At 56.0% G+C, this 22,500-nt stretch carries 20 protein-coding genes, 1 pseudogene and 1 other annotated feature; of the genes and pseudogenes, 10 read left to right on the top strand and 11 right to left on the bottom strand.

All coding sequences use genetic code 11. From position 1 onward, the window contains the following. The first annotated feature begins 93 nt into the window (after positions 1–93). From apt to M8Q36_RS24410, 8 genes are all read left to right on the top strand, one after another. Positions 94–645: an adenine phosphoribosyltransferase gene (apt, locus tag M8Q36_RS24445; RefSeq protein ID WP_249879618.1), complete on the top strand. Its 552-nt coding sequence runs from the start codon at positions 94–96 to the stop codon at positions 643–645. 121 nt (positions 646–766) lie between these two features. Next, complete coding sequence (gene dnaX / locus M8Q36_RS24440; protein ID WP_249879617.1) at positions 767–2,704, top strand: DNA polymerase III subunit gamma/tau; 1,938 nt, start codon at positions 767–769, stop codon at positions 2,702–2,704. Continuing rightward, positions 2,037–2,101, top strand: a sequence feature (DnaX frameshifting element). Its footprint overlaps the gene before it by 65 nt. A gap of 81 nt (positions 2,705–2,785) precedes the next feature. Continuing rightward, the gene (locus M8Q36_RS24435; RefSeq protein WP_007373594.1) at positions 2,786–3,115 is read left to right on the top strand and encodes a YbaB/EbfC family nucleoid-associated protein; all 330 of its coding nucleotides are present in this window, start codon (positions 2,786–2,788) and stop codon (positions 3,113–3,115) included. Beyond that, on the top strand, positions 3,115–3,720 hold the full coding sequence (gene recR / locus M8Q36_RS24430) for a recombination mediator RecR (RefSeq protein WP_017460002.1): 606 nt from the start codon (positions 3,115–3,117) through the stop codon (positions 3,718–3,720). Before M8Q36_RS24435 ends, recR begins: the two co-directional genes overlap by 1 nt. Before the next feature lie 108 nt (positions 3,721–3,828). Continuing rightward, on the top strand, positions 3,829–5,703 hold the full coding sequence (gene htpG, locus M8Q36_RS24425; protein ID WP_249879616.1) for a molecular chaperone HtpG: 1,875 nt from the start codon (positions 3,829–3,831) through the stop codon (positions 5,701–5,703). A 231-nt stretch (positions 5,704–5,934) separates the two neighbouring features. Next, entirely contained in the window at positions 5,935–6,579 is a 645-nt protein-coding gene (gene adk / locus M8Q36_RS24420) for an adenylate kinase (RefSeq protein WP_200552939.1), read from the top strand. A gap of 124 nt (positions 6,580–6,703) precedes the next feature. Further along, positions 6,704–7,666 carry a ferrochelatase gene (gene hemH / locus M8Q36_RS24415; protein ID WP_249882692.1) on the top strand — a complete coding sequence of 321 codons (963 nt, stop codon included), beginning with the start codon at positions 6,704–6,706 and terminating at the stop codon, positions 7,664–7,666. Between the two features lie 63 nt (positions 7,667–7,729). Further along, complete coding sequence (locus tag M8Q36_RS24410) at positions 7,730–9,034, top strand: inosine/guanosine kinase (RefSeq protein ID WP_249882691.1); 1,305 nt, start codon at positions 7,730–7,732, stop codon at positions 9,032–9,034. 77 nt (positions 9,035–9,111) lie between these two features. Here the strand turns inward: M8Q36_RS24410 and ybaL are convergent, their stop codons facing one another. Next, positions 9,112–10,788, bottom strand: coding sequence for a YbaL family putative K(+) efflux transporter (gene ybaL, locus M8Q36_RS24405; RefSeq protein ID WP_200552936.1), 1,677 nt, complete (start codon positions 10,786–10,788; stop codon positions 9,112–9,114). Positions 10,789–11,017: 229 nt separating this feature from the next. Next, positions 11,018–12,217 carry an MFS transporter gene (locus M8Q36_RS24400; RefSeq protein ID WP_249882690.1) on the bottom strand — a complete coding sequence of 400 codons (1,200 nt, stop codon included), beginning with the start codon at positions 12,215–12,217 and terminating at the stop codon, positions 11,018–11,020. A gap of 170 nt (positions 12,218–12,387) precedes the next feature. Between M8Q36_RS24400 and ushA the strand changes: the two genes are divergently transcribed. Further along, entirely contained in the window at positions 12,388–14,040 is a 1,653-nt protein-coding gene (gene ushA, locus M8Q36_RS24395; RefSeq protein WP_249882689.1) for a bifunctional UDP-sugar hydrolase/5'-nucleotidase UshA, read from the top strand. Positions 14,041–14,055: 15 nt separating this feature from the next. On the opposite strand, the gene ybaK is transcribed toward ushA, so the two are convergent. The 4 genes from ybaK to M8Q36_RS24375 all read right to left on the bottom strand — a co-directional run bounded on the left by ybaK (position 14,056) and on the right by M8Q36_RS24375 (position 18,470). Further along, positions 14,056–14,535: a Cys-tRNA(Pro)/Cys-tRNA(Cys) deacylase YbaK gene (gene ybaK, locus M8Q36_RS24390; protein ID WP_017455688.1), complete on the bottom strand. Its 480-nt coding sequence runs from the start codon at positions 14,533–14,535 to the stop codon at positions 14,056–14,058. Between the two features lie 79 nt (positions 14,536–14,614). Continuing rightward, on the bottom strand, positions 14,615–15,424 hold the full coding sequence (locus M8Q36_RS24385) for a TraB/GumN family protein (RefSeq protein ID WP_249882688.1): 810 nt from the start codon (positions 15,422–15,424) through the stop codon (positions 14,615–14,617). A gap of 86 nt (positions 15,425–15,510) precedes the next feature. Continuing rightward, on the bottom strand, positions 15,511–18,009 hold the full coding sequence (copA, locus tag M8Q36_RS24380) for a copper-exporting P-type ATPase CopA (RefSeq protein ID WP_249882687.1): 2,499 nt from the start codon (positions 18,007–18,009) through the stop codon (positions 15,511–15,513). Positions 18,010–18,173: 164 nt separating this feature from the next. Continuing rightward, positions 18,174–18,470 carry a TM2 domain-containing protein gene (locus M8Q36_RS24375; protein ID WP_017455691.1) on the bottom strand — a complete coding sequence of 99 codons (297 nt, stop codon included), beginning with the start codon at positions 18,468–18,470 and terminating at the stop codon, positions 18,174–18,176. Positions 18,471–18,643: 173 nt separating this feature from the next. On the opposite strand from M8Q36_RS24375, the gene cueR reads away from it, so the two are divergent. After that, positions 18,644–19,051 (top strand): Cu(I)-responsive transcriptional regulator, encoded by a 408-nt coding sequence (cueR, locus tag M8Q36_RS24370; RefSeq protein ID WP_017455692.1) that lies wholly within the window; start codon positions 18,644–18,646, stop codon positions 19,049–19,051. Here cueR and M8Q36_RS24365 read toward each other — a convergent pair. The 5 genes and pseudogenes from M8Q36_RS24365 to M8Q36_RS24345 form a co-directional block, all read right to left on the bottom strand. Further along, positions 19,008–19,310: pseudogene (locus tag M8Q36_RS24365) on the bottom strand (DUF3142 domain-containing protein); the annotation flags it as partial. The gene cueR and the pseudogene M8Q36_RS24365 overlap by 44 nt on opposite strands. A gap of 36 nt (positions 19,311–19,346) precedes the next feature. Further along, entirely contained in the window at positions 19,347–19,808 is a 462-nt protein-coding gene (locus tag M8Q36_RS24360) for an NfeD family protein (RefSeq protein WP_065369131.1), read from the bottom strand. After that, positions 19,805–20,719, bottom strand: a complete 915-nt coding sequence (locus M8Q36_RS24355; RefSeq protein ID WP_017455696.1) for an SPFH domain-containing protein — start codon at positions 20,717–20,719, stop codon at positions 19,805–19,807. Before M8Q36_RS24355 ends, M8Q36_RS24360 begins: the two co-directional genes overlap by 4 nt. A gap of 84 nt (positions 20,720–20,803) precedes the next feature. Further along, positions 20,804–21,658 carry a co-chaperone YbbN gene (locus tag M8Q36_RS24350; RefSeq protein WP_200552928.1) on the bottom strand — a complete coding sequence of 285 codons (855 nt, stop codon included), beginning with the start codon at positions 21,656–21,658 and terminating at the stop codon, positions 20,804–20,806. A 61-nt stretch (positions 21,659–21,719) separates the two neighbouring features. Beyond that, positions 21,720–22,490 carry an SDR family oxidoreductase gene (locus M8Q36_RS24345; protein WP_249882686.1) on the bottom strand — a complete coding sequence of 257 codons (771 nt, stop codon included), beginning with the start codon at positions 22,488–22,490 and terminating at the stop codon, positions 21,720–21,722. Positions 22,491–22,500: the final 10 nt, after the last annotated feature.

Genomic DNA, 22,500 nt, shown 5'->3' with positions numbered 1-22,500 from the left:
ACGGGTGCGGCTGATTAAATGTTAATCAGTGGTTACATCAAGCCTTCAACGCGCGTACCGTGAGTAATACCGTTTCTATCAGGCAAAAAATCCATGACAGCGACTGCGCAGCAGCTTGAATTTCTTAAAAACAGCATCAAAAGCATTCAGGATTACCCGAAACCGGGCATCCTGTTCCGTGATGTCACCAGTTTGCTGGAAGACCCGAAAGCGTACGCTCTCAGCATTGAACTGCTGGTTGAGCGTTATAAAAACGCCGGGATCACCAAAGTTGTCGGTACCGAAGCGCGCGGCTTCCTGTTTGGCGCGCCGGTTGCACTCGGTCTGGGCGTCGGTTTTGTTCCGGTGCGTAAACCGCGTAAACTGCCGCGCGAAACCATCGCCGAAAGCTATGAGCTGGAGTATGGCACCGATCAGTTAGAGATCCACGTTGATGCGATCCAGCCTGGCGATAAAGTGCTGGTGGTGGACGATCTGCTGGCAACCGGCGGCACCATTGAGGCGACGGTAAAACTGATTCGCCGTCTGGGTGGAGAAGTGACCGATGCCGCATTCATCATTAATTTGTTCGACCTTGGCGGCGAACAGCGCCTGCAAAAACAGGGCATTAACAGCTACAGCCTGGTGCCGTTCCCGGGGCATTAATCGCGCTGTGTACGCCAATTACCTCCATTCCTCACGCCTGAGGGATGGAGTGTATTCACAGCATGGCTGTGTTAGCATTATCCCTTCGTAAATCCACCTTCCAGCGTTTCAGAGCCTGCCAATGAGTTATCAGGTCTTAGCCCGAAAATGGCGACCACAAACTTTTGCTGACGTCGTCGGCCAGGAGCATGTGCTGACCGCACTGGCGAACGGCTTATCCTCAGGACGCATCCATCATGCGTATCTGTTTTCTGGCACCCGTGGTGTCGGAAAAACCTCTATTGCCCGCTTGCTGGCGAAGGGGCTTAACTGCGAAACCGGCATCACCGCCACACCGTGCGGTGTCTGTGATAACTGCCGCGAAATCGAGCAGGGCCGCTTTGTTGATTTAATAGAAATTGACGCCGCCTCGCGCACCAAAGTGGAAGACACGCGCGATCTGCTGGACAACGTACAGTACGCACCGGCGCGTGGGCGTTTCAAAGTTTATCTTATTGATGAAGTGCATATGCTCTCGCGTCACAGCTTTAACGCGCTGTTAAAGACGCTGGAAGAGCCGCCCGAACATGTCAAATTCCTGCTGGCGACCACCGACCCGCAAAAACTGCCGGTGACCATTCTCTCTCGTTGCCTGCAGTTCCATCTTAAAGCGCTGGATGTCGACCAGATCCGTAACCAGCTCGAACATATTCTCGACGACGAGAAGATCGAACACGAACCCCGCGCGCTGCAACTGCTGGCGCGCGCCGCTGACGGCAGCCTGCGTGATGCGTTGAGTCTGACCGACCAGGCGATAGCCAGCGGCAATGGCCAGCTTTCCGCTGAAGTGGTTAGTTCAATGCTCGGCACGCTGAATGACGACCAGGCGCTTTCGCTGGTTGAAGCGGTCGTCGCCGCCAATGGCGAACGTGCAATGGCGCTGGTGAACGATGCGGCCTCGCGAGGCGTTGAGTGGGATGCGTTGCTGCTGGAAATGCAAACGTTATTGCACCGTATCGCGATGGTTCAGCTTACTCCTTCGGCGCTTGGCAGCGATATGGCGCCGGTTGAACACCGTCTGCGTGAGCTGGCCCGTACGGTACCGCCCGCCGATGTGCAGCTCTATTACCAGACGTTGCTGATTGGCCGCAAAGAGCTGCCGTTTGCGCCGGACAGGCGTATGGGCGTCGAGATGACGCTGCTGCGCGCGCTGGCTTTCCACCCGCGTATGCCGCTGGCCGCGCCGGAAGCTCCACAACACTCTTTTGCTCCCGTGGCACCCACGGCGGTAGTCTCGCCGCAGCAGGTTGCTGTCGCACCGCAAATGCCTTCGCAGATGCCGCCGCCGCAAGATGTACCGATGCCCGACGCGACCAGCCAGGTGCTGGCGGCGCGCAGACAACTGCAACGCGCGCAGGGAGCCGACAAAGCAAAAAAGAGTGAACCGGCAGCCGCAACCCGCGCGCGGCCGGTGAGTAACGCCGCGCTGGAACGACTGGCTTCGGTGACCGAGCGCGTGCAATCGCGTCCGGCTCCGTCGGCGCTCGAACAGGCTCCGGCCAAAAAAGAAGCCTACCGCTGGAAAGCGACAACGGTCGTGGAAACGGTAAAAGAAGTTGTCGCTACACCAAAAGCGTTGAAAAAAGCGCTCGAGCATGAAAAAACGCCAGAGCTGGCGAAAAAACTGGCGGAAGAAGCGATAGAACGCGACGCCTGGGCGAAAGAAGTCAGCCAGCTCAAATTGCCGAAACTGGTCGAGCAGGTTGCGCTGAACGCCTGGAAAGAGCAGGACGGCGAACGGATATGCCTGCATTTGCGTAGTTCTCAGCGCCATCTAAACTCGCAGGGCGCGTTGAAAACGCTGGGCGAGGCGCTGAGTGAATTACATGGCGCGGCGGTTGAACTGACTATCATTGAAGATGATAATCCGGCAGTGCGTACGCCGCTGGAGTGGCGCCAGGCAATCTATGAGGAAAAACTTGCGCAGGCGCGCGAGTCGATCATTGCGGATAGCAACATACAGACGCTGCAACGCTTTTTCGATGCGGATCTGGACGAGGAGAGTATCCGCCCCCTTTGACGGGCAGCTGCGGCTACCCGTTTTCAACCCTGAATGTGACTTATCACTCTGGTTAGTCACCACAGCTAAAGAGAGAAGCCTATGTTTGGAAAAGGCGGTCTGGGTAACCTGATGAAGCAGGCCCAGCAGATGCAAGAAAAAATGCAGAAAATGCAGGAAGAGATCGCGCAGCTGGAAGTGACCGGCGAATCGGGCGCGGGTCTGGTGAAAGTGACCATCAACGGCGCGCATAACTGCCGTCGCGTGGAGATCGATCCGAGCCTGCTGGAAGACGACAAAGAGATGCTGGAAGATCTGGTTGCCGCTGCTTTTAACGATGCCGCTCGCCGCATTGACGAAACGCAGAAAGAGAAAATGGCCTCCGTCTCTTCCGGTATGTCGCTGCCGCCAGGCTTTAAGATGCCGTTCTGATGCAGACCAGCCCGCTGTTAACGCAGCTTATGGAAGCACTGCGCTGCCTGCCGGGCGTTGGCCCGAAGTCGGCGCAGCGTATGGCGTTTACGCTGTTGCAGCGCGATCGCAGCGGCGGCATGCGGCTGGCACAGGCGCTCACTCGGGCAATGTCGGAAATCGGCCACTGCGCCGATTGCCGCACATTCACCGAGCAGGAAGTCTGCAACATATGCAGCAACCCGCGCCGCCAGGAAAACGGTCAAATCTGTGTGGTGGAAAGTCCGGCAGATATCTACGCCATTGAGCAGACCGGGCAGTTTTCCGGTCGTTACTTTGTGCTGATGGGGCATCTGTCACCGCTCGACGGTATCGGCCCGGACGACATTGGCCTTGACCGGCTGGAACAGCGTCTGGCGTCCGAGAAAATCCAGGAGCTGATCCTCGCCACCAACCCGACGGTGGAAGGCGAAGCGACCGCTAACTATATTGCTGAGCTTTGCGCGCAGTATGGTGTGGAAGCCAGCCGTATCGCCCACGGCGTGCCGGTGGGCGGCGAACTGGAAATGGTTGACGGGACGACGCTGTCGCACTCGCTGGCCGGCCGCCACAAGATTCGTTTTTAACCAAACGGAGGCAGAAATTTTTGCCTCCGCTTGAAAATTCCCGCCAATATCCCCACTTCTCCCTCAACGCATTTTTACCTTGTAAATGGCATTGTTGAGGTTTTCCCAATGAAAGGACAAGAAACTCGCGGTTTTCAGTCTGAAGTGAAACAGCTTCTGCACTTGATGATCCATTCTCTTTATTCGAACAAAGAAATCTTCCTGCGTGAGCTTATCTCCAACGCCTCGGATGCGGCGGACAAACTGCGTTTCCGCGCGCTGTCCAAACCGGAACTGTACGAAGGTGATGGCGATCTGCACGTGCGCGTCTCCTTTGATAAAGAGAACCGTACGCTAACCATTGCCGATAACGGCATTGGTATGACGCGTGATGAAGTGATCGACCACCTGGGGACGATTGCAAAATCGGGCACCAAGGCGTTTCTGGAATCAATGGGTTCCGATCAGGCGAAAGACAGCCAGCTGATTGGTCAGTTCGGCGTCGGTTTCTATTCGGCATTTATCGTTGCCGATAAAGTGACCGTGCGCACCCGCGCGGCGGGTGAAAGCGCTGAAAACGGCGTGTTCTGGGAATCCGAAGGTGCGGGTGAATACACCGTTGCCGATATCACCAAAGCCGATCGCGGCACCGAAATCACGCTGCATCTGCGTGAAGGGGAGGATGATTTCCTCAACGACTGGCGTGTTCGCTCGATCATCAGCAAGTATTCCGACCATATTGCGCTGCCGGTAGAGATCGAAAAACAGGAAGAGAAAGACGGCGAAACCGTGGTTTCCTGGGAGAAGATCAATAAAGCGCAGGCCCTGTGGACGCGTAACAAAGCGGAAATCAAAGACGACGAATACAACGAGTTCTACAAACATATCTCCCACGACTTTACCGATCCGCTGATCTGGAGCCACAACCGTGTGGAAGGTAAACAGGAGTACACCAGCCTGCTTTACATTCCGTCGCAGGCCCCGTGGGATATGTGGAACCGCGATCATAAACACGGCCTGAAACTCTACGTTCAACGCGTGTTTATCATGGATGAAGCCGAACAGTTCATGCCGAACTACCTGCGCTTTGTGCGTGGCCTGGTCGATTCCAACGACCTGCCGCTCAACGTTTCCCGTGAAATCTTACAAGACAGCAGCGTGACGCGCAGCCTGCGCACCGCGCTGACCAAACGCGTACTGCAAATGCTGGAAAAACTGGCGAAAGATGACGCGGAAAAATACCAGACCTTCTGGCAACAGTTTGGCCTGGTACTGAAAGAGGGCACGGGCGAAGATCACGCGAACCTGGAAACCATCGCCAAACTGCTGCGCTTTGCCTCCACGCACAACGACTCTTCCGCACAAACTGTGTCGCTGGAAGAGTATGTGTCGCGCATGAAAGAAGGGCAGGAAAAAATCTATTTCATCACCGCCGACAGCTACGCTGCGGCGAAGAGCAGCCCGCATCTGGAGCTGCTGCGTAAGAAAGGCATCGAAGTGCTGTTGCTTTCCGATCGCATCGACGAGTGGATGATGAGCTACCTGACCGAGTTCGACGGCAAGCCGTTCCAGTCAGTTGCCAAAGCCGACGCTTCGCTGGATAAACTGGCAGACGAAGTGGATGAAAGCACAAAAGAAGCTGAAAAAGCGCTGGAGCCGTTCGTTGAGCGCGTTAAAACACTGCTCGGTGAGCGCGTGAAAGAAGTGCGCCTGACTCACCGTCTGACCGATACGCCAGCCGTGGTGGTGACCGATGCTGACGAGATGAGCACCCAGATGGCGAAACTGTTCGCCGCGGCGGGTCAGAATGCACCGGAAGTGAAATATATTTTCGAGCTCAACCCGGATCACGCCCTGGTGAAACGCGCGGCTGATACACAAGACGAAACCCAGTTTAAAGAATGGGTCGAGTTACTGCTGGATCAGGCGCTGTTCGCCGAACGCGGTACGCTGGAAGATCCGAACCAGTTTATTCGCCGCATGAACCAGTTGCTGGTTTCATAAGCAGAAACTTGTCGATCAGGGAGGCCTCAGGCCTCCCTTTATTATCTTCACCCCCCGCCTCCTGGTTCCCTCCGATGTTACCGGGCACTTTCCTCTCTGACTCGCACACACCTTAAGAAAACGTATCATTAACCGTTTCAGCCGATCCCGCTTCCTTGAGCGCCGGTCGTTCTGGTGTTATCTTTTAGCGCTTTTTGAAAAATTGAACCAACATTTGAGGGGATTTTCGCAATGCGTATTATTCTGCTTGGCGCTCCGGGCGCGGGTAAAGGAACTCAGGCTCAGTTCATCATGGAGAAATACGGTATTCCGCAAATCTCTACCGGTGACATGCTGCGCGCCGCTGTTAAATCTGGCAGCGAACTGGGCAAACAGGCAAAAGACATCATGGACGCGGGCAAGCTGGTCACTGACGAGCTGGTAATCGCGCTGGTGAAAGAGCGTATTGCCCAGGAAGATTGCCGCAACGGTTTCCTGCTGGACGGTTTCCCGCGCACCATTCCGCAAGCGGACGCGATGAAAGAAGCCGGGATCAAAGTCGATTTCGTGCTTGAGTTCGACGTACCGGACGAGCTGATCGTCGATCGCATTATCGGCCGCCGCGTTCACGCTGCTTCCGGTCGCGTTTACCACATCAAATTCAACCCGCCGAAAGTGGAAGGCAAAGATGACGTGACCGGCGAAGAGCTGACCACGCGTAAAGACGATCAGGAAGAGACCGTGCGTAAACGCCTGGTGGAATACCATCAGATGACCGCGCCGCTGATCGGCTACTACCAGAAAGAAGCGCAGGCGGGTAACACCCAATACGCTAAAGTTGACGGTACCAAAGCCGTTGCTGATGTACGCGCAGAGCTGGAAAAAATCCTCGGCTAATTGCGCCCGCTCACCCGGAGTCTCCGGGTGAGAATTTTTCTCATCTTACCTATCGCAGCAATGGGTTCCGTTTAACCGCTTTTACGCTACAATTACCAACCATTCAAAAGGTTAAGAGGCGTGAATGAGTCAGGCGAAAACCGGCATCCTGCTTGCCAATCTGGGCACTCCCGATGCCCCGACCCCCGAAGCGGTGAAACGCTATTTGCGGCAATTTTTAAGTGATAAACGCGTTGTCGATACGCCGCGCTTGCTGTGGTGGCCGCTACTTCGCGGTGTGATCCTGCCCATTCGTTCTCCCCGCGTCGCTAAACTCTATCAATCTGTGTGGATGGAAGAGGGCTCACCGCTGATGGTTTACAGCCGCAGGCAGCAGCGGGCACTGGCAGCGCGCTTGCCGGACGTGCCGGTGGTGCTTGGCATGAGTTACGGTTCGCCGTCGCTGGAAAGCGCGGTCGATGAACTGCTGGCGCAGGATGTCGAGCATATTGTGGTGCTGTCGCTCTACCCGCAATACTCCTGTTCCACCGTTGCGGCAGTGTGGGACGAGCTGGCACGCATTCTGGCGAAAAAACGCCATATTCCGGGCGTCTCTTTTATTCGCGACTACGCCGACAACGCGGATTACATCGCTGCGCTCGCTAATAGCGTGCGAGCCTCGTTTGCGCAGCATGGCGAGCCGGATTTATTGCTGCTCTCTTACCACGGCATTCCGCAGCGTTATGCGGCAGAAGGGGATGATTACCCGCAGCGCTGTCGCGATACCACGCGCGAGCTGGTGTCCGCGCTCGACTTACCGCCGGAAAAAGTGATGATGACGTTCCAGTCACGCTTTGGCCGCGAGCCATGGTTGACGCCATACACCGATGAAACGCTGAAAATGCTCGGCGAGAAAGGTGTGAAGCATATTCAGGTGATGTCACCGGGCTTTGCAGCTGACTGCCTGGAAACGCTGGAAGAGATCGCCGTGCAAAACCGCGAATTCTTCCTTGAGGCCGGTGGCGAAAAATATGAGTACATTCCGGCGCTTAATGATTCTCCTGAACATATCGAGATGATGGTCAATCTGACCGCAAAATATCGCTGATCGCAGGGCGGGCTGAGAGTGTGTTAACATTCCCAGCCCGAATGTATAGCGCTTATTACAATCATGAAATTTCCCGGTAAACGTAAATCCAAACACTATTTCCCCGTTAATGCCCGCGACCCGTTGTTACAGCAGATTCAGCCCGAGAGCGAATCCGGTACGTGTTGGGTGGTCGGTATCGATCAGACGCTGGTGGATATCGAGGCGAAAGTGGATGATGCGTTTATTCGCCGTTACGGCCTCAGTGCGGGTCATTCTCTGGTTATCGCCGACGATGTCGCGGAAGCGCTCTATCAGGAACTGGTCAGTAACGATTTGATCACGCACCAGTTCGCGGGTGGCACCATTGGCAACACCATGCATAATTACTCGGTGCTGGCGGATGACCGCTCGGTGCTGCTTGGCGTCATGTGCGATAACGTGAAAATCGGTAGCTATGCCTACCGCTATCTGTGTAATACCTCCAGCCGTACCGATCTCAACTACCTGCAAGGCGTCGATGGCGCCATTGGTCGTTGTTTCACGCTGATTAGCGACAGCGGTGAGCGCACCTTTGCTATCAGCCCTGGCCATATGAACCAGTTGCGCCCGGAGAGCATCCCGGAAGCGGTGATCGCCGGGGCGTCCGCGCTGGTACTCTCCTCTTACCTGGTGCGCTGTAATCCCGGCGAGCCGATGCCGGAAGCCACTATGCAGGCGGTCGCGTACGCCAAAAAGCATAACGTGCCGGTGGTGCTGACGCTGGGCACCAAATATGTGATTGCCGATAACCCGCAGTGGTGGCGCGATTTCCTCAAAGAGAACGTCTCGATTCTGGCGATGAATGAAGAGGAAGGTCAGGCGCTGACTGGCGAAAGCGATCCGCTGCTGGCGGCCGATAAAGCGCTGGACTGGGTTGATCTCGTCCTGTGTACCGCAGGCCCAATTGGTCTGTATATGGCCGGTTTCACTGAAGACGAAGCGAAGCGCAAAACGCAGCATCCGTTGCTGCCGGGGGTTATTGCTGAATTCAACCAGTATGAGTTCAGCCGTGCGCTGCGCCACAAAGATTGTGAACATCCGCTGCGCATTTACTCGCACATTGCGCCGTACATGGGCGGGCCGGAAAAAATCATGAATACCAACGGCGCGGGCGATGGCGCGCTGGCGGCATTGCTGCATGACATTACCGCCAACAACTATCACCGCACCAACGTGCCGAACTCCAGCAAGCACAAATTCAACTGGTTGACGTACTCTTCGCTGGCGCAGGTGTGCAAATATGCCAACCGCGTCAGTTACCAGGTGTTGAACCAGCACTCGCCGCGTTTAACGCGCGGTCTGCCGGAACGCGAAGACAGCCTCGAAGAGGCGTACTGGGAACGTTAAGATGATTGCCCGACGACGCCGGGCAGACAAGAAGATGAGACAGGGCCGGAGCCGCGTAAGCACTCCGGCTTTTTTGATTAACCCGTTACCGCTTCTTCGACCGGCGGTTTTTCCAGTAATGTCAGCATGGTGTTGGCGATTTCACGCTCGCCCATGACCACCTGATTCGCGCCACGTTCGGTGATGTAATCCACTTCATCGTCGTAGTGCGCGCGGGCGATAATTTCAATATGCGGGCACTTCTCACGCGCGGTGGCGACAATCTCCCCGGCTTCATAACCGTTTGGAATGGTCAGCAGCAGCCAGCGGGCGCAATCAAGATGCGCCAGGTTCATTATCTCCTCGTTGGCCGCATTGCCCAGCACGGCGCGAATACCACGCTCACGCAGTTCATCCACGCGAGTACGTGACGTTTCAATCACCACCAGCGGAATGCCCTGCGCCATCAGTTTTTCACCCAGCAGGCTGCCGACGCGGCCAAAACCTACCAGCAACGCGTGGTTGCAGATATCCACCGGGATCTGTTTCTCTTCTTCGATGGCCTCTTCCAGCGTTTGCTCTTCCAGCGTCTCGGTTTTATCGAGGTATTTTTCCAGCAGGGTAAACAGCACCGGGTTGAGCATAATCGACAGAATCGCGCCCGCCAGCACCAGATTTTGCCCGGCCTGCGGCAGCAGGTTCAGCGACATGCCGAGGCCCGCCAGAATAAAGGCGAACTCACCGATCTGCGCAAGGCTTGCGGCAATGGTCAGCGCGGTGCGCGGCGAGTGCCCAAACATGCGCACCAGCAGGAATGCGGCGACGGATTTACCAAAGATGATGATTGCCAGCGTAGCGAGCACCGCCAGTGGCTGCTCAATGAGCACCAGCGGATCAAACAGCATACCGACGGAGACAAAGAACAGCACCGCAAACGCGTCGCGCAGCGGCAGCGTATCGTGCGCCGCACGGTGGCTCAGCTCGGATTCGTTCAGCACCATCCCGGCGAAGAACGCGCCCAGCGCAAACGAAACATCAAACAGCTCCACCGCGCCGAAGGCGATACCGAGCGCCAGTGCCAGCACGGAGAGCGTAAACAGCTCGCGTGACCCCGTTGCTGCGCTGCGTGCCATGATCCACGGCACCAGCCGACGGCCAACCAGCATCATGATGGCGATAAAGGCCACCACTTTACCGATGGTGATACCCATATCCACCGCCAGTGACGCCAGTCCGACATTGCCTTTTTCCACCATTCCGGCGACGGCAGGTAGCAACACCAGCGTTAACACCATCACCAGATCTTCCACAATCAGCCAGCCGATGGCGATTTGCCCACGCTGGCTGTCGATAAGCTGCCGCTCCTCAAGCGCACGTAGCAGCACCACGGTACTGGCGGTGGAGAGACAGAGCCCAAAGACGATGCCGGTCATCAGTGACCAATCCAGCATTGCGGAAAGCGCCATACCCAGTAGCGTCGCCACAGCAATCTGCGCGATCGCACCGGGAATGGCGATGGACTTTACCGCCATCAGATCCTTCAATGAGAAATGCAGCCCGACGCCGAACATCAGCAAAATCACACCCAGCTCCGCAAGCTCAGGCGCGAGTTGAGTATCGGCGACAAAACCTGGCGTAAACGGCCCGGACAATACACCCGCTAACAGGTAGCCCACCAGTGGCGAAATACGCAGTTTATTGGCAAGCATGCCGAGGATAAAAGCGAGCACAAGGCCGCCGACAATGGTGGTGATAAGCGGTGTGGCGTGATGCATTCCGTCTCCTTTCGTTGGTGCGTGGATCCCGCAGTTAAAAACCGACTACTGCGTTACAGTTTATGACAATTTTCGTCAGTATGTTTATGAATAATTGTTGAATTATGAAGAAAATGGCAATTTAACTGAAAAAAGATAGCCTGCGGGGTATCCGTAACAGAAATCACGCGCCAGGTGCAGACAGACAAGAGAAAGCAGCGGCCAAAGTACCACTTTGGCCGTGAGGAAATCAGTGTTGCGGGCGGTTATCGGGCAGGAATATGGTCAGGATCCCGAGTAATGGCAGGAAAGCACATATTTTATAGACCAACTCAATACTGGTATGATCGGCAACCAGCCCTAACACTGCTGCGCCAAGGCCGCCCATCCCGAAGGCAAAACCAAAAAACAGCCCGGAAACCATGCCGATACGGCCCGGCAACAGCTCCTGCGCATAGACCAGAATGGCTGAAAAGGCCGAGGCGAGCACAAAACCAATAATCACCGTCAAAATCCCGGTCCAGAAGAGGGTTGCGTAGGGTAAAAGCAGGGTAAACGGCGCGACGCCGAGGATTGAGCCCCAAATTACATATTTTCTGCCAATCTTATCACCCACAGGCCCGCCAATAACCGTGCCTGCCGCAACCGCAAACAGGAAGATGAAGAGATGCATCTGGGCGTTTTGCACCGACAAATCAAATTTTTGCATTAAATAAAAGGTGAAATAGCTGCTAATGCTCGCCATATAGAAGTATTTCGAGAAAATCAGGATTAGCAGCACACAAACCGCCAGCACCACTTTATTACGTGGCAGCGGATTGATCACGGAAACGGGCTTTTTACCTTTATTCACCCGGTGCTGCGCGGCGTACCAGCGGCTTACCTGCATCAGCACAATAATCGCCAGCAGGGCAGCCAGCACAAACCAGGCAACATTGCCTTTGCCGTAAGGCGCAATGATCACCGCCGCCAGCAATGGCCCAAGCGAGGCACCAAAGTTGCCGCCGACCTGAAAGATGGATTGCGCCAGTCCGTGACGTCCGCCAGACGCCATGCGCGCCACGCGCGACGATTCCGGGTGGAAAACCGATGACCCCGTTCCAACCAGCGCAGCGGCAATCAGCACAGTGGTAAAACTGCCCGCCAGTGCCAGCAGCACCAGACCGCTTAAGGTGAAACACATACCGATGGGCAGCGACCACGGCATCGGGTGTTTATCGGTCAAATAGCCCACCACCGGCTGGAGCAGCGAGGAGGCGACCTGAAAGGTCAGCGTGATAAAACCGATTTGTACAAACGACAATGCAAAGTCGGCCTGCAACAGCGGATAAATCGCCAGCAGCAGGGATTGGATCATATCGTTGAGCAGATGCGAGAGGCTGATAGCGCCAAGAATACCGAACGAGGTGCGCGCAGCAGGCGATGTCTGCGACGTTTCACTGATTGCCATAAATACCACGTATGTTGTCAGAAGAGGCTAAGGATAAAGCACGGTAATGATTCTTTGGTTACCATACCTTTGCTGAAAGTTTGAAGGAAGTTGCGATTCTGAATACATATTTGTCTATTATTTGCAGGCGCTGTAATTTCTCCGTTTATCAATGGGTCAGGGAGGGAAGCATGAGATTGTTAAAGAAGAGCATTACGCTGGGGCTGCTGGCGGCGATGGGCGTTGCCAGCTGGCAGGTACAGGCTTACGAGCAGGATAAGACCTATAACATCACCATCCTGCATACCAATGATCATCACGGTCATTTCTGGCGCAGTGATTACGGCGAATATGGTTTATCGGCGCAGAAAACGCTGGTTGATGGCATTCGCAAAGAGGTAGCGGCCGAAGGCGGCAGCGTGCTGCTACTGTCCGGCGGCGATATCAACACCGGGGTGCCGGAATCGGATTTACAGGATGCCGAACCCGATTTTCGCGGCATGAACCTGATTGGCTACGATGCGATGGCCGTAGGCAACCATGAGTTCGACAACCCGCTAAGCGTACTGCGCCAGCAGGAAAAATGGGCCAAGTTTCCGTTCCTTTCCGCCAACATTTACCAGAAAAGCACCGGCGAGCGCCTGTTTAAGCCATGGATGATGTTTAATCGTCAGGGGCTGAAAATTGCCGTTATTGGGTTAACCACCGACGACACGGCGAAAATCGGCAACCCGGAGTTTTTCACCGATATCGAATTCCGCAAACCGGCCGACGAAGCGAAGCTGGTGATTGCTGAGCTGAATCAAAATGAAAAACCGGATGTGATTCTGGCGACAACGCACATGGGCCATTACGACAACGGCGAGCACGGCTCGAATGCGCCGGGCGATGTCGAGATGGCGCGCAGCCTGCCAAAAGGCGCGCTGGCAATGATTGTGGGTGGTCACTCACAAGATCCGGTTTGCATGGCGTCTGAAAATAAAAAACAGGTCGATTACGTGCCCGGAACTCCGTGTGCGCCGGATCAGCAAAACGGCATCTGGATTGTGCAGGCGCATGAGTGGGGCAAATATGTCGGCCGCGCGGATTTCCAGTTCCGTAACGGCGAGATGAAACTGGTACGTTACCAGTTGATTCCGGTCAACCTGAAGAAGAAAGTCACCTACGACAACGGCAAAAGCGAGCGCGTACTTTACACGCCGGAAATTGCCGAAAACCCGCAGATGCTCTCCCTGTTAACGCCGTTCCAGAACAAAGGTAAAGCGCAGTTAGAGGTGAAAATCGGTAACGCGAATGGTCATCTGGAAGGCGATCGCAGCAAAGTGCGTTTTGTGCAAACCAACCTCGCACATGTGATCCTCGCCGCGCAAATGGCGCGTACCGGCGCGGATCTGGCGGTGATGAGCGGTGGCGGGGTGCGTGACTCTATCGAGGCGGGCGACATCACTTACAAAGACGTGCTGAAAGTGCAGCCGTTCGGCAACACGCTGGTGTATGTCAACCTGACCGGTAAGGAGCTGACGGATTACCTCACCGCGGTGGCGCAAATGAAGCCGGATTCAGGCGCGTATCCGCAGTTCGCCAACGTCAGTTTTGTGGCGAAAGGCGGCAAGCTCAATGATCTCAAAATCAAAGGCGAACCGGTCGATCCGGCGAAAAGCTACCGCCTGGCGACGCTCAGTTTCAACGCAACCGGCGGTGATGGCTATCCGCGTCTGGATGATAAAGCAGGCTATGTGAATACCGGTTTTATTGACGCTGAAGTGCTGAAAGAGTACATCCAGAAAAACTCACCGCTGGATGTGAATGCTTACGAACCTAAAGGGGAGGTGAGCTGGCAGTAACCAGCTCCTCATTCGTCAATCGCGGCGGGCGATATCGGCAAATTTCGCGTCCAGCATTTTTGCCAGATCGCTCGCCGCCAGTTCAATATCCAGACCGCGTTTACCGCCGGAAACATAAATGGAAGCGAAGCCTTGCGCGGGGGCATCAATTAGCGTCGGCAGACGTTTTTTCTGCCCCAACGGGCTGATGCCGCCTACCAGATAGCCGGTGGTGCGCTGGGCGACCAGCGGATCGGCCATATCAACTTTTTTTGCGCCAAGCGCTTTGGCGACTTTTTTCAGATCTAACTGCCCGGCAACCGGCGTGACCGCAACGGCAAGATGTTTCATATCGCCATTGATCGCCACCAGCAGCGTTTTATAAACCTGGTCGGCGTTCAGCCCTAGTTTGCGCACCACTTCATCACCAAAGTTGGTTTCATTGGGATCGTGATCGTACGTGTGTACCTGAAAGGGAACCTTGTTTTTTTCGAGTAACTTCACGGCGGGTGTCATAATAATCCTTCTTACCACGGTCATCTCACGGCGCTTAGCATACGCCTGCTCGCGTGCGCGAAAATAGTACCATCTTGCGCTATTGCGCCGCTCTTTCGCGCAGCAACGCCGGTAAATTCCCTTCGCCATATAGATGCAGGGCACCTGCTGCCACCACATAGCGCCCTGGCGGCAGCGCAAACAAACGCTCGCGCCACGCCTGGTTGCGCTGGTGCATCAAAACATCATGCAGCGGCTGGCTGAACGTTGATGGCAGCGTCAGTTCATCTTCCGCAGGCGGATTTTCCAGCCACCAGCTCATCATCACCTGCAATAAACGCGCATTTTCATGCCAGTGGGTCAGGGTATCCTGCAACAGTTCATTTCCTTCGTCCGGCAACTTGCGCAGGATATCCAACTGGCTGCTGGTGCCTTCCAGTTCCATCACTTTCACCTGATAGTGCTGCGCCGCCTGCAACAACTGGTAGTCGATGCCGTACTCCGGGCGTAGCCCCAGCCGCTGCGCCTGCGTGGCCTGCAATACCAGCGCGATATGCCAGGCGGGCCGCTGGTCGAATTCATCTCGGTGAAGCGACAGGGTTTGCAGCGTGTTGTCGAGCTGGGCAAGAAGTTCAGGGGGAAGGCGTTGCTCGAGTGGTTCGGCGGGTGGCAGATTGTCGAACGGTGAATCCGACCCGGCGATATCGGCTTCCACGATAAGCGCGTCGGCATCGCGCAGTTTTTGCAGCAGTTGTGCCGGGAGCGGCGACATACCGTAGGTGCCCATATGAATACTGCCCACCAGGTGCAGATGGCGGCCGCCGGGCAAATCCACATCCAGTGCAGGCCAGCGGTAATGAGGCACACGAAGCGCAAGAAAAAAGGTTTTCAATCGTTGAAACAGGCTCATACGCGCTTCCTGAGTGAAAAATCTCATGCTAGCGCGCGCGGCCAGAAGGTGCAAACCCCGCCGGATAAACGGCGGGGTTGTGGCATTTACTGATGAGGTTTAAAGCGCAATAACCGGTTGGCGTTACTGACCACGGTAATGGACGAGAGCGCCATTGCCGCGCCTGCGACCACCGGATTGAGCAATGTGCCGGTTAGCGGCCAGAGAATGCCTGCCGCAATCGGAATACCCAGCGAATTGTAGACAAACGCGCCGAGCAGGTTCTGTTTCATATTGCGCAGCGTCGCTTTGGAGATCGCCAGCGCATCGGCAACGCCCAGCAGGCTGTGGCGCATCAGCGTGATGGCGGCAGTTTCAATTGCCACATCGCTGCCACCGCCCATCGCGATCCCCACGTCGGCCTGCGCCAGCGCGGGCGCATCGTTAATGCCGTCGCCAACCATCGCCACCTGGCGGCCTTGCTGTTGCAGATTTTTGATCGCCTCGGCTTTGCCATCCGGCAGCACGCCGGCGATCACCTCATCAATACCCGCCTCTTTAGCGATAGCGTTGGCGGTGGTGGGGTTGTCACCGGTCAGCATTACCAGGCGGTAGCCTTCACGGTGCAGGCGTTGCAGCGCATCGATGCTGTCTTCGCGTAGCGGATCGCGGATCGCCAACAGCGCCACGGCTTTCCCGTCAATCGCCAGCAGTACCGGCGTGGCACCCAAGCTTGCCTGAGCGTTAAGCTCTTCGTCAAGCGCGCGGGTATCCACGTTTTGTTCAGCCAGCAGCGCCTGGTTGCCAAGCAGCACACTGTGCCCGTCGACCTCACCGCTCACGCCCAGCCCGCGCAGGGTGCGGAACTGACTGACCATAGGCAGCGTTTCCGCGCCTGCTTTTTCAATAATCGCTCGCGCCAGCGGATGGCTGGAACCTTGCTCCAGTGCCGCCGCCAGGCGCAGTGCCGTCGCCTCGTCGAAATCCCGCGTTTTTACACTCACCACTTCCGGTTTGCCGCGCGTCAGGGTGCCGGTTTTATCAAACACGATGGTATCCAGCGTGCTGGCGCGTTGCAGCGCATCGGCATCGCGAACCAGCACGCCAAACTCCGCCGCGCGACCGACGCCGGAGATAATCGACATCGGCGTTGCCAGCCCCAGCGCACAAGGGCAGGCGATGATCAGCACCGTGGTGGCGATGACCAGCGTATAGACAATTTGCGGCGCAGGGCCGAAGACGTACCAGATAGCGCCGCTGAACAAGGCGATAGCGACCACCACCGGCACAAACACGGCGGAAATACGATCGGCAAGCTGGCCAATCTCCGGCTTACTGCTTTGTGCCTGGCGCACCATGCGAATAATGCGCGACAGCGTGGTGTGGCTGCCGACGGCGCTAGCGGTAAACAGCACGCTGCCGTCCTGCACTACCGTCCCGGCATGAATGCTCTCACCGGTGCTTTTCTCCTGCGGCACCGGTTCGCCGGTAAGCATGGCTTCATCGAACCAGGCTTCGCCCTGGCTGATTTCACCATCCACCGGCACGCGATCGCCCGTTGTCAGGCGCAGCGTCATACCCGGCTGAACGTTCGCCAGCGGTACATTTTTCTCGCCGTCGGCGGTGATCACGCGTGCGGTGGGCGGGGTTAAATCTAATAACCGCTCAAGCGCTTTAGACGAGCGCTGTCGCGCGCGGGCTTCCAGCATGTGGCCGAGGTTAATCAAACCGATGATCATCGCGCTGGCTTCGTAATAAAGGTGACGGGCTTCCATCGGGAACCACTGCGGCCAGATATTGACGCTCATTGAATAGAGCCAGGCCGCGCCTGTCCCCAGCGCCACCAGCGTATCCATGGTCGCCGTGCCATTACGCAGGCTTTTCCAGGCGCTGGCGTAAAAATGGCCACCCGCTACGATCATGACCGCTAGCGTGACAACACCGAGCATGAGCCACAGCGTGCGGTTGGCGTCGGTGACCATCATGTTATCGCCGAGCATGCCCCACACCATGATCGGCACGCCAACCAGCAGCGCGACAATCGCCTGCCAGCGGAAGCGTTTCATGGTGGCGAGCGCGGTTTCCTGCTGGCGCTCGCGGCGTTTGATGTCATCTTCAATGGCTTCAGCGCCGTAGCCTGCGTTCTCTACGGCGCTGACTAATTCAGCGGCGGGGGCACTGCCCATAACCAGCGCGGTGCGCTCCGCCAGATTGACCCGTGCCTGCGTAACGCCCGGTACGGCCTGTAAGGCCTTTTGCACCCGGGAGACACAACTGGCGCAGCTCATGCCGTTGATCAACAGTTGTTGGCTGTCATCAAGCTCGCTGGCTGCCGGAAGCTCAGGTGTGGCCGCTGTCAGTGCTTCCGACGGGAGTGATGACTCTGCCAGCGGTTTAGCCTTTGGGTGGCTTAAGCTCGCACCATATCCGGCTTCTTTGATGGTTTCGATCAACGCGTCAGCACTGGCGCTGCCGGTGACTTCCGCACGTTCAATCGTGACGTCTGCCTGTTCTACATCCGGGCGTTTTTCCAGGCTCTCTTTGACGCGTTTTACGCAATGGCCGCAGGAGAGGCCATCCAGGTCTAGCGCTATGGTATGAGACATACTTAATCTCCTTGGTTGTGGTGCTTCAATAGTGACTGTGTAGAAGCTTAAACCTTCCATCAAGGGGAAGGTCAAGGTTTTATCATCACAAAGAGGCGACAGGTGTTCCATAAACGACAAACCCCGCACAAGGCGGGGTTTGTTGATTACTGACGGGGCAAAACTCAACCGTATTTACGGGCAAATTCCTGATCGGAGTTGCACAGATAAATAATAAATTCGATGAAAGAGATGATCGCCGGAATAAAGGTCCAGCAAAACAGAAGATAAAGGATCCCCTGCCATGGTTTCCCTAAATAAAATTTATGCGCGCCAAATCCACCTAAAAAGAAGGCAAACAGCGCAGCAGAAATTCGGCTTTTCTTCCCGGCGGTGTTTTGAGGCGCGCCGCACTGCGGGCAAGCCACCGCTTCTTTATGTATTTGCTTTCCGCAACCACGGCAAAACGCCATATCACTCATAACCACTCCTGTGTGTAAATCATTTATCATTCTTAGAAATATCCGACCACATGTTATAGCGAAGCGGCAAGGTGGGTAAATAAAAAACCATTAACAATATGGATATATTTGTTTTATTACATAGCAGCCATTTATAGTGATTAGCGCAGGTTCTGGCAGTGAGGGGGAAAAACGTGAATATCAGCGATGTGGCAAAAAGAACCGGTTTAACCAGCAAAGCGATTCGCTTCTATGAAGAGAAAGGGCTGGTGACACCGCCGCTGCGCAGCGAAAACGGCTACCGCAGCTACAACCAACAACACCTGAATGAGTTGACGCTGCTGCGCCAGGCGCGGCAGGTAGGATTTAATCTCGAAGAGTGCGGCGAGCTGGTGAATCTGTTTAATAACCCGGCCCGTCATAGCGCAGATGTCAAAGCGCGCACGTTACAGAAAGTGGCCGAGATCGAGCGGCATATTGGCGAACTGCAACAGATGCGGGTACAACTGCTGGCACTGGCGGATTCCTGCCCTGGTGACGACAGCGCCGATTGCCCGATTATTGATAACCTTTCTGGCTGCTGCCACCACGCGAAGGGTTGAGCATAAATGTTACCGTGCCGCGATACCACGGGGAGGCGGCGAGTTGCTGCTCTTCGCTGATATCACGCACGCCGTTCTGCACCAGACCCAATTTAAACGGGATGCGTAACGCTAAAAGTGTGGGCAGGTAGTCGGTGTAATTCGCAACGGTGCTGCGCCCCTGATAGCTCTGCACCACCAGTTCATCTACCGGCAATGCGTTAAGGGTTTGCACGCTGCCGGTTTTCGCCCAGTCCAGTAAACCGGTGACGCCCAACGCGTGGCGACGGCGTTTTTATCACTCCCTGAATTATTGTTATTCGTTTACGGCTTTGATGCGTAAGGTGATGCCTTCAACGGCCGTTACCTCAACGCGCGTTCCGGCAGCGAGATCGTCGTCGGCGCTGACCGGCCACGAACTGTCGCCCACGCGCATATGACCTCGACCGTTCACCAGTGCGTTATCAAGCTGGAAGCGGCGACCAATGAGCTGTTGCCCACGCAGGTTCAGCGACGCGTCGGCGGGTTTTTGCTGTTTTACCCGCCGCGAAAGCCATTGCCACCACAGCCAGGCGGCCAGCATGGTCAGCACGGCGAACAGTACACCCTGCCACTCCCAGCCGAAGGGAATAACCCACGCCAGCAGCCCGGTGACCACCGCCGCGACGCCGCTCCACAACAGATAGCCGTTACCGCCCAGCATTTCCGCAGCCAGCAATAGACCGCCAAGCACCAGCCAGGCGAGGTGTGTATGTTCGAGCAGCAGGGCGGCAATCATTTTTTACGCTCGCCGGCGCTGTCTTTCACCAGTTCGGCGATCCCGGCGATCGAGCCCATCAGGCTGCTGGCATCCAGCGGCATCATCACCACTTTGCTGTTGTTCGCCGAGCCAATTTGTTGCAGCGCGTCGGTATATTTCTGCGCTACAAAGTAGTTCACTGCCTGAATATCCCCGGCGGCAATCGCTTCAGAGACCATCTGCGTAGCACGGGCTTCGGCTTCTGCCGAACGTTCACGCGCTTCTGCCTGCAGGAACGCCGACTGGCGATCGCCTTCCGCTTTGAGGATCTGCGACTGTTTTTCCCCTTCGGCTTTGAGGATCTCCGCCTGACGGATCCCTTCAGCTTCAAGAATGTAAGCGCGTTTGGTACGTTCCGCTTTCATCTGCGCATTCATCGAGGCAATCAATTCCGCCGGTGGGCGCACATCGCGGATTTCAATACGCGTGACTTTTACACCCCACGGATTGGTGGCTTCATCCACAATATGCAACAGACGGGTGTTGATGCTGTCGCGCTGTGAGAGCATTTCGTCCAGCTCCATTGAGCCGAGCACGGTACGGATATTGGTCATGGTCAGGTTGATGATCGCCAGTTCCAGGTTGCTCACTTCATAAGCGGCGCGCGGGGCGTCGATCACCTGAATAAAGCACACCGCGTCTATGGTGACGTTGGCGTTGTCTTTGGAAATAACTTCCTGCGAGGGGATATCGAGAACCTGTTCCATCATATTGATCTTACGACCAATGCGATCCATAAACGGCACCACCAGGCTTAAACCCGGTTGCAGCGTGCGGGTGAAACGACCAAAGCGTTCCACGGTCCACTGGAAGCCTTGCGGGACGATTTTCACACCGGAGATAACCACCACCAGCGCGACGAAGATAAGAACCAGAATGACGATTGGCATCAAAAAAACCTCCTGTTTAATTTGATGCCATCTTAGCCCGAATTAGCGATTAAAACAGCGCGATCGCCAAATTTAGCAGGGGAATTAGTAGAGCAGGGAGTAGAGCTGGCGGCGGTATTTCGATGCCAGCGCGTCGCCGGTGCCGAGCGCGGCCAGGATCTCTTGCAGCATTTTGCGCGCTTCACCATTAGCCGCCGCCAGATCTTTGCGCAGATGGCTAAACAGCAGTTCGAGCGCTTCTTCATTGCGGCCCACCTGGTGCAGTTGCAGCGCCAGTTGTGTTGCCAGCAGCGCGTCCTGCGGGTTGTCTGCAACCTGCTGTTGCAGTTGCTGGATTTCCGGCGTATCCGCGGCTTTTTTCAGCAGTTCGATCTGCGCGATAAGCCCCTGGTAACGGGTGTCTTGATCCTGTAACGGAACCGCTTTGAGCGCCGCTTCGGCTTCATCCGCACGGTTCAACACAATCAACGTTTCTGCCAGCAGCAGGGTGATTTCGCTGTTTTGCGGTGCTAACTGGCTGGCCTCTTTCAGCAGCGGCAGGGCGTCGATGTGCTTGCCTTCCTGCATCAGTTGCATGGCTTGTTGCGCTTTCAGCTCCTCTTCGCGCGGCAGCACTTTATCCAGCAGCGCGCGAATCGCTTCTTCCGGCTGTGGTCCCTGGAAACCGTCAACCGGCTGGCCATTCTGGAACAGGTAAACAGTAGGAATGGCGCGTAAGCCAAACTGCGATGCCACCATCTGCTCTGCGTCGCAATCGACTTTCGCCAGGATAAACTGCCCGTTGTACTGGGCGGCGAGGTTTTCCAGCACCGGCGTCAGTTGCTGGCAGTGCTGGCTGCGTTCGGACCAGAAATAGAACAGCACCGGTGTGGCAACGGATTGCTCAAGCACCTGTTGCAGGTTCATTTCGGTAATATTGACAATATTCTGTGCAGACATACTAAGTTCTCTTTATTTCACTGTTTCGTCATACATGGGGGACGGGCTTCGCGCCTTCAACTCACCCGTGCAAAATTTTATCCATCATGCGCGTTGGCAGCAGGCGTTTTAAAAAGGTCACCGCCCATGTCACCAGCGTTACCGGATAGCGCACTTTCGGGTTGCTGCTCTCAAAAGCATGGCGCACTTTGGCGACCACTGCCTCCGGCCCCAGCGTAAAACGTGCGGCGATGCCGGGGTTTTCCACCGGTTTATCGCGTTGTGTCTGATTCACGTTGTCGGTAAAGCGCGTGCGAATCGGGCCGGGTTCAATCAGACTCACTTTGACACCCGTATGGCGTAGCTCCATTCGTAAAGCGTCCGACCAGGCTTCCAGCGCATACTTGCTGGCGGCATAAGCGCCGCGGCCTGGCGTTGAGATCAGCCCCATCACCGAGGAGGTCATCACGATGCGCCCCTCGTCGTGCGGCAGCATCGCAGGCAGCAGCAGCATGGTGAGCTGGTGAGTGCCAAAAAAGTTACTGGAAAATTGCTGTTCCAGCTGTTCGCGGCTGATGGTATCGAGCGGGCCATAAACACCGTATCCGGCGTTATTGAAGATCCCGTACAGGCGATTGTCGGTCAGCGCTATCACTTCGGCGGCGGCGCGTATCACGCTTTGCGCGTCGTCAAGATCGAGCAAAATGCCGGTAAAGCCTTCGCTTACCATCCGGGCGACATCGTCCGGTTTACGGCAGGCCGCCAGCACGCGAAAACCCTGACGCTTCAGTTCGCGTGCGCTTTCCAGCCCGATACCGCTGGAACATCCTGTTATTAAGACTGCTTTTTGCATAACTTTACCT

This window comes from Kosakonia sp. R1.Fl, from assembly GCF_023516815.1.
GTDB lineage: Bacteria > Pseudomonadota > Gammaproteobacteria > Enterobacterales > Enterobacteriaceae > Kosakonia.
Note: the sequence above shows the minus strand (reverse complement) of the source record. Positions and strands in the feature narration are given on the sequence as shown.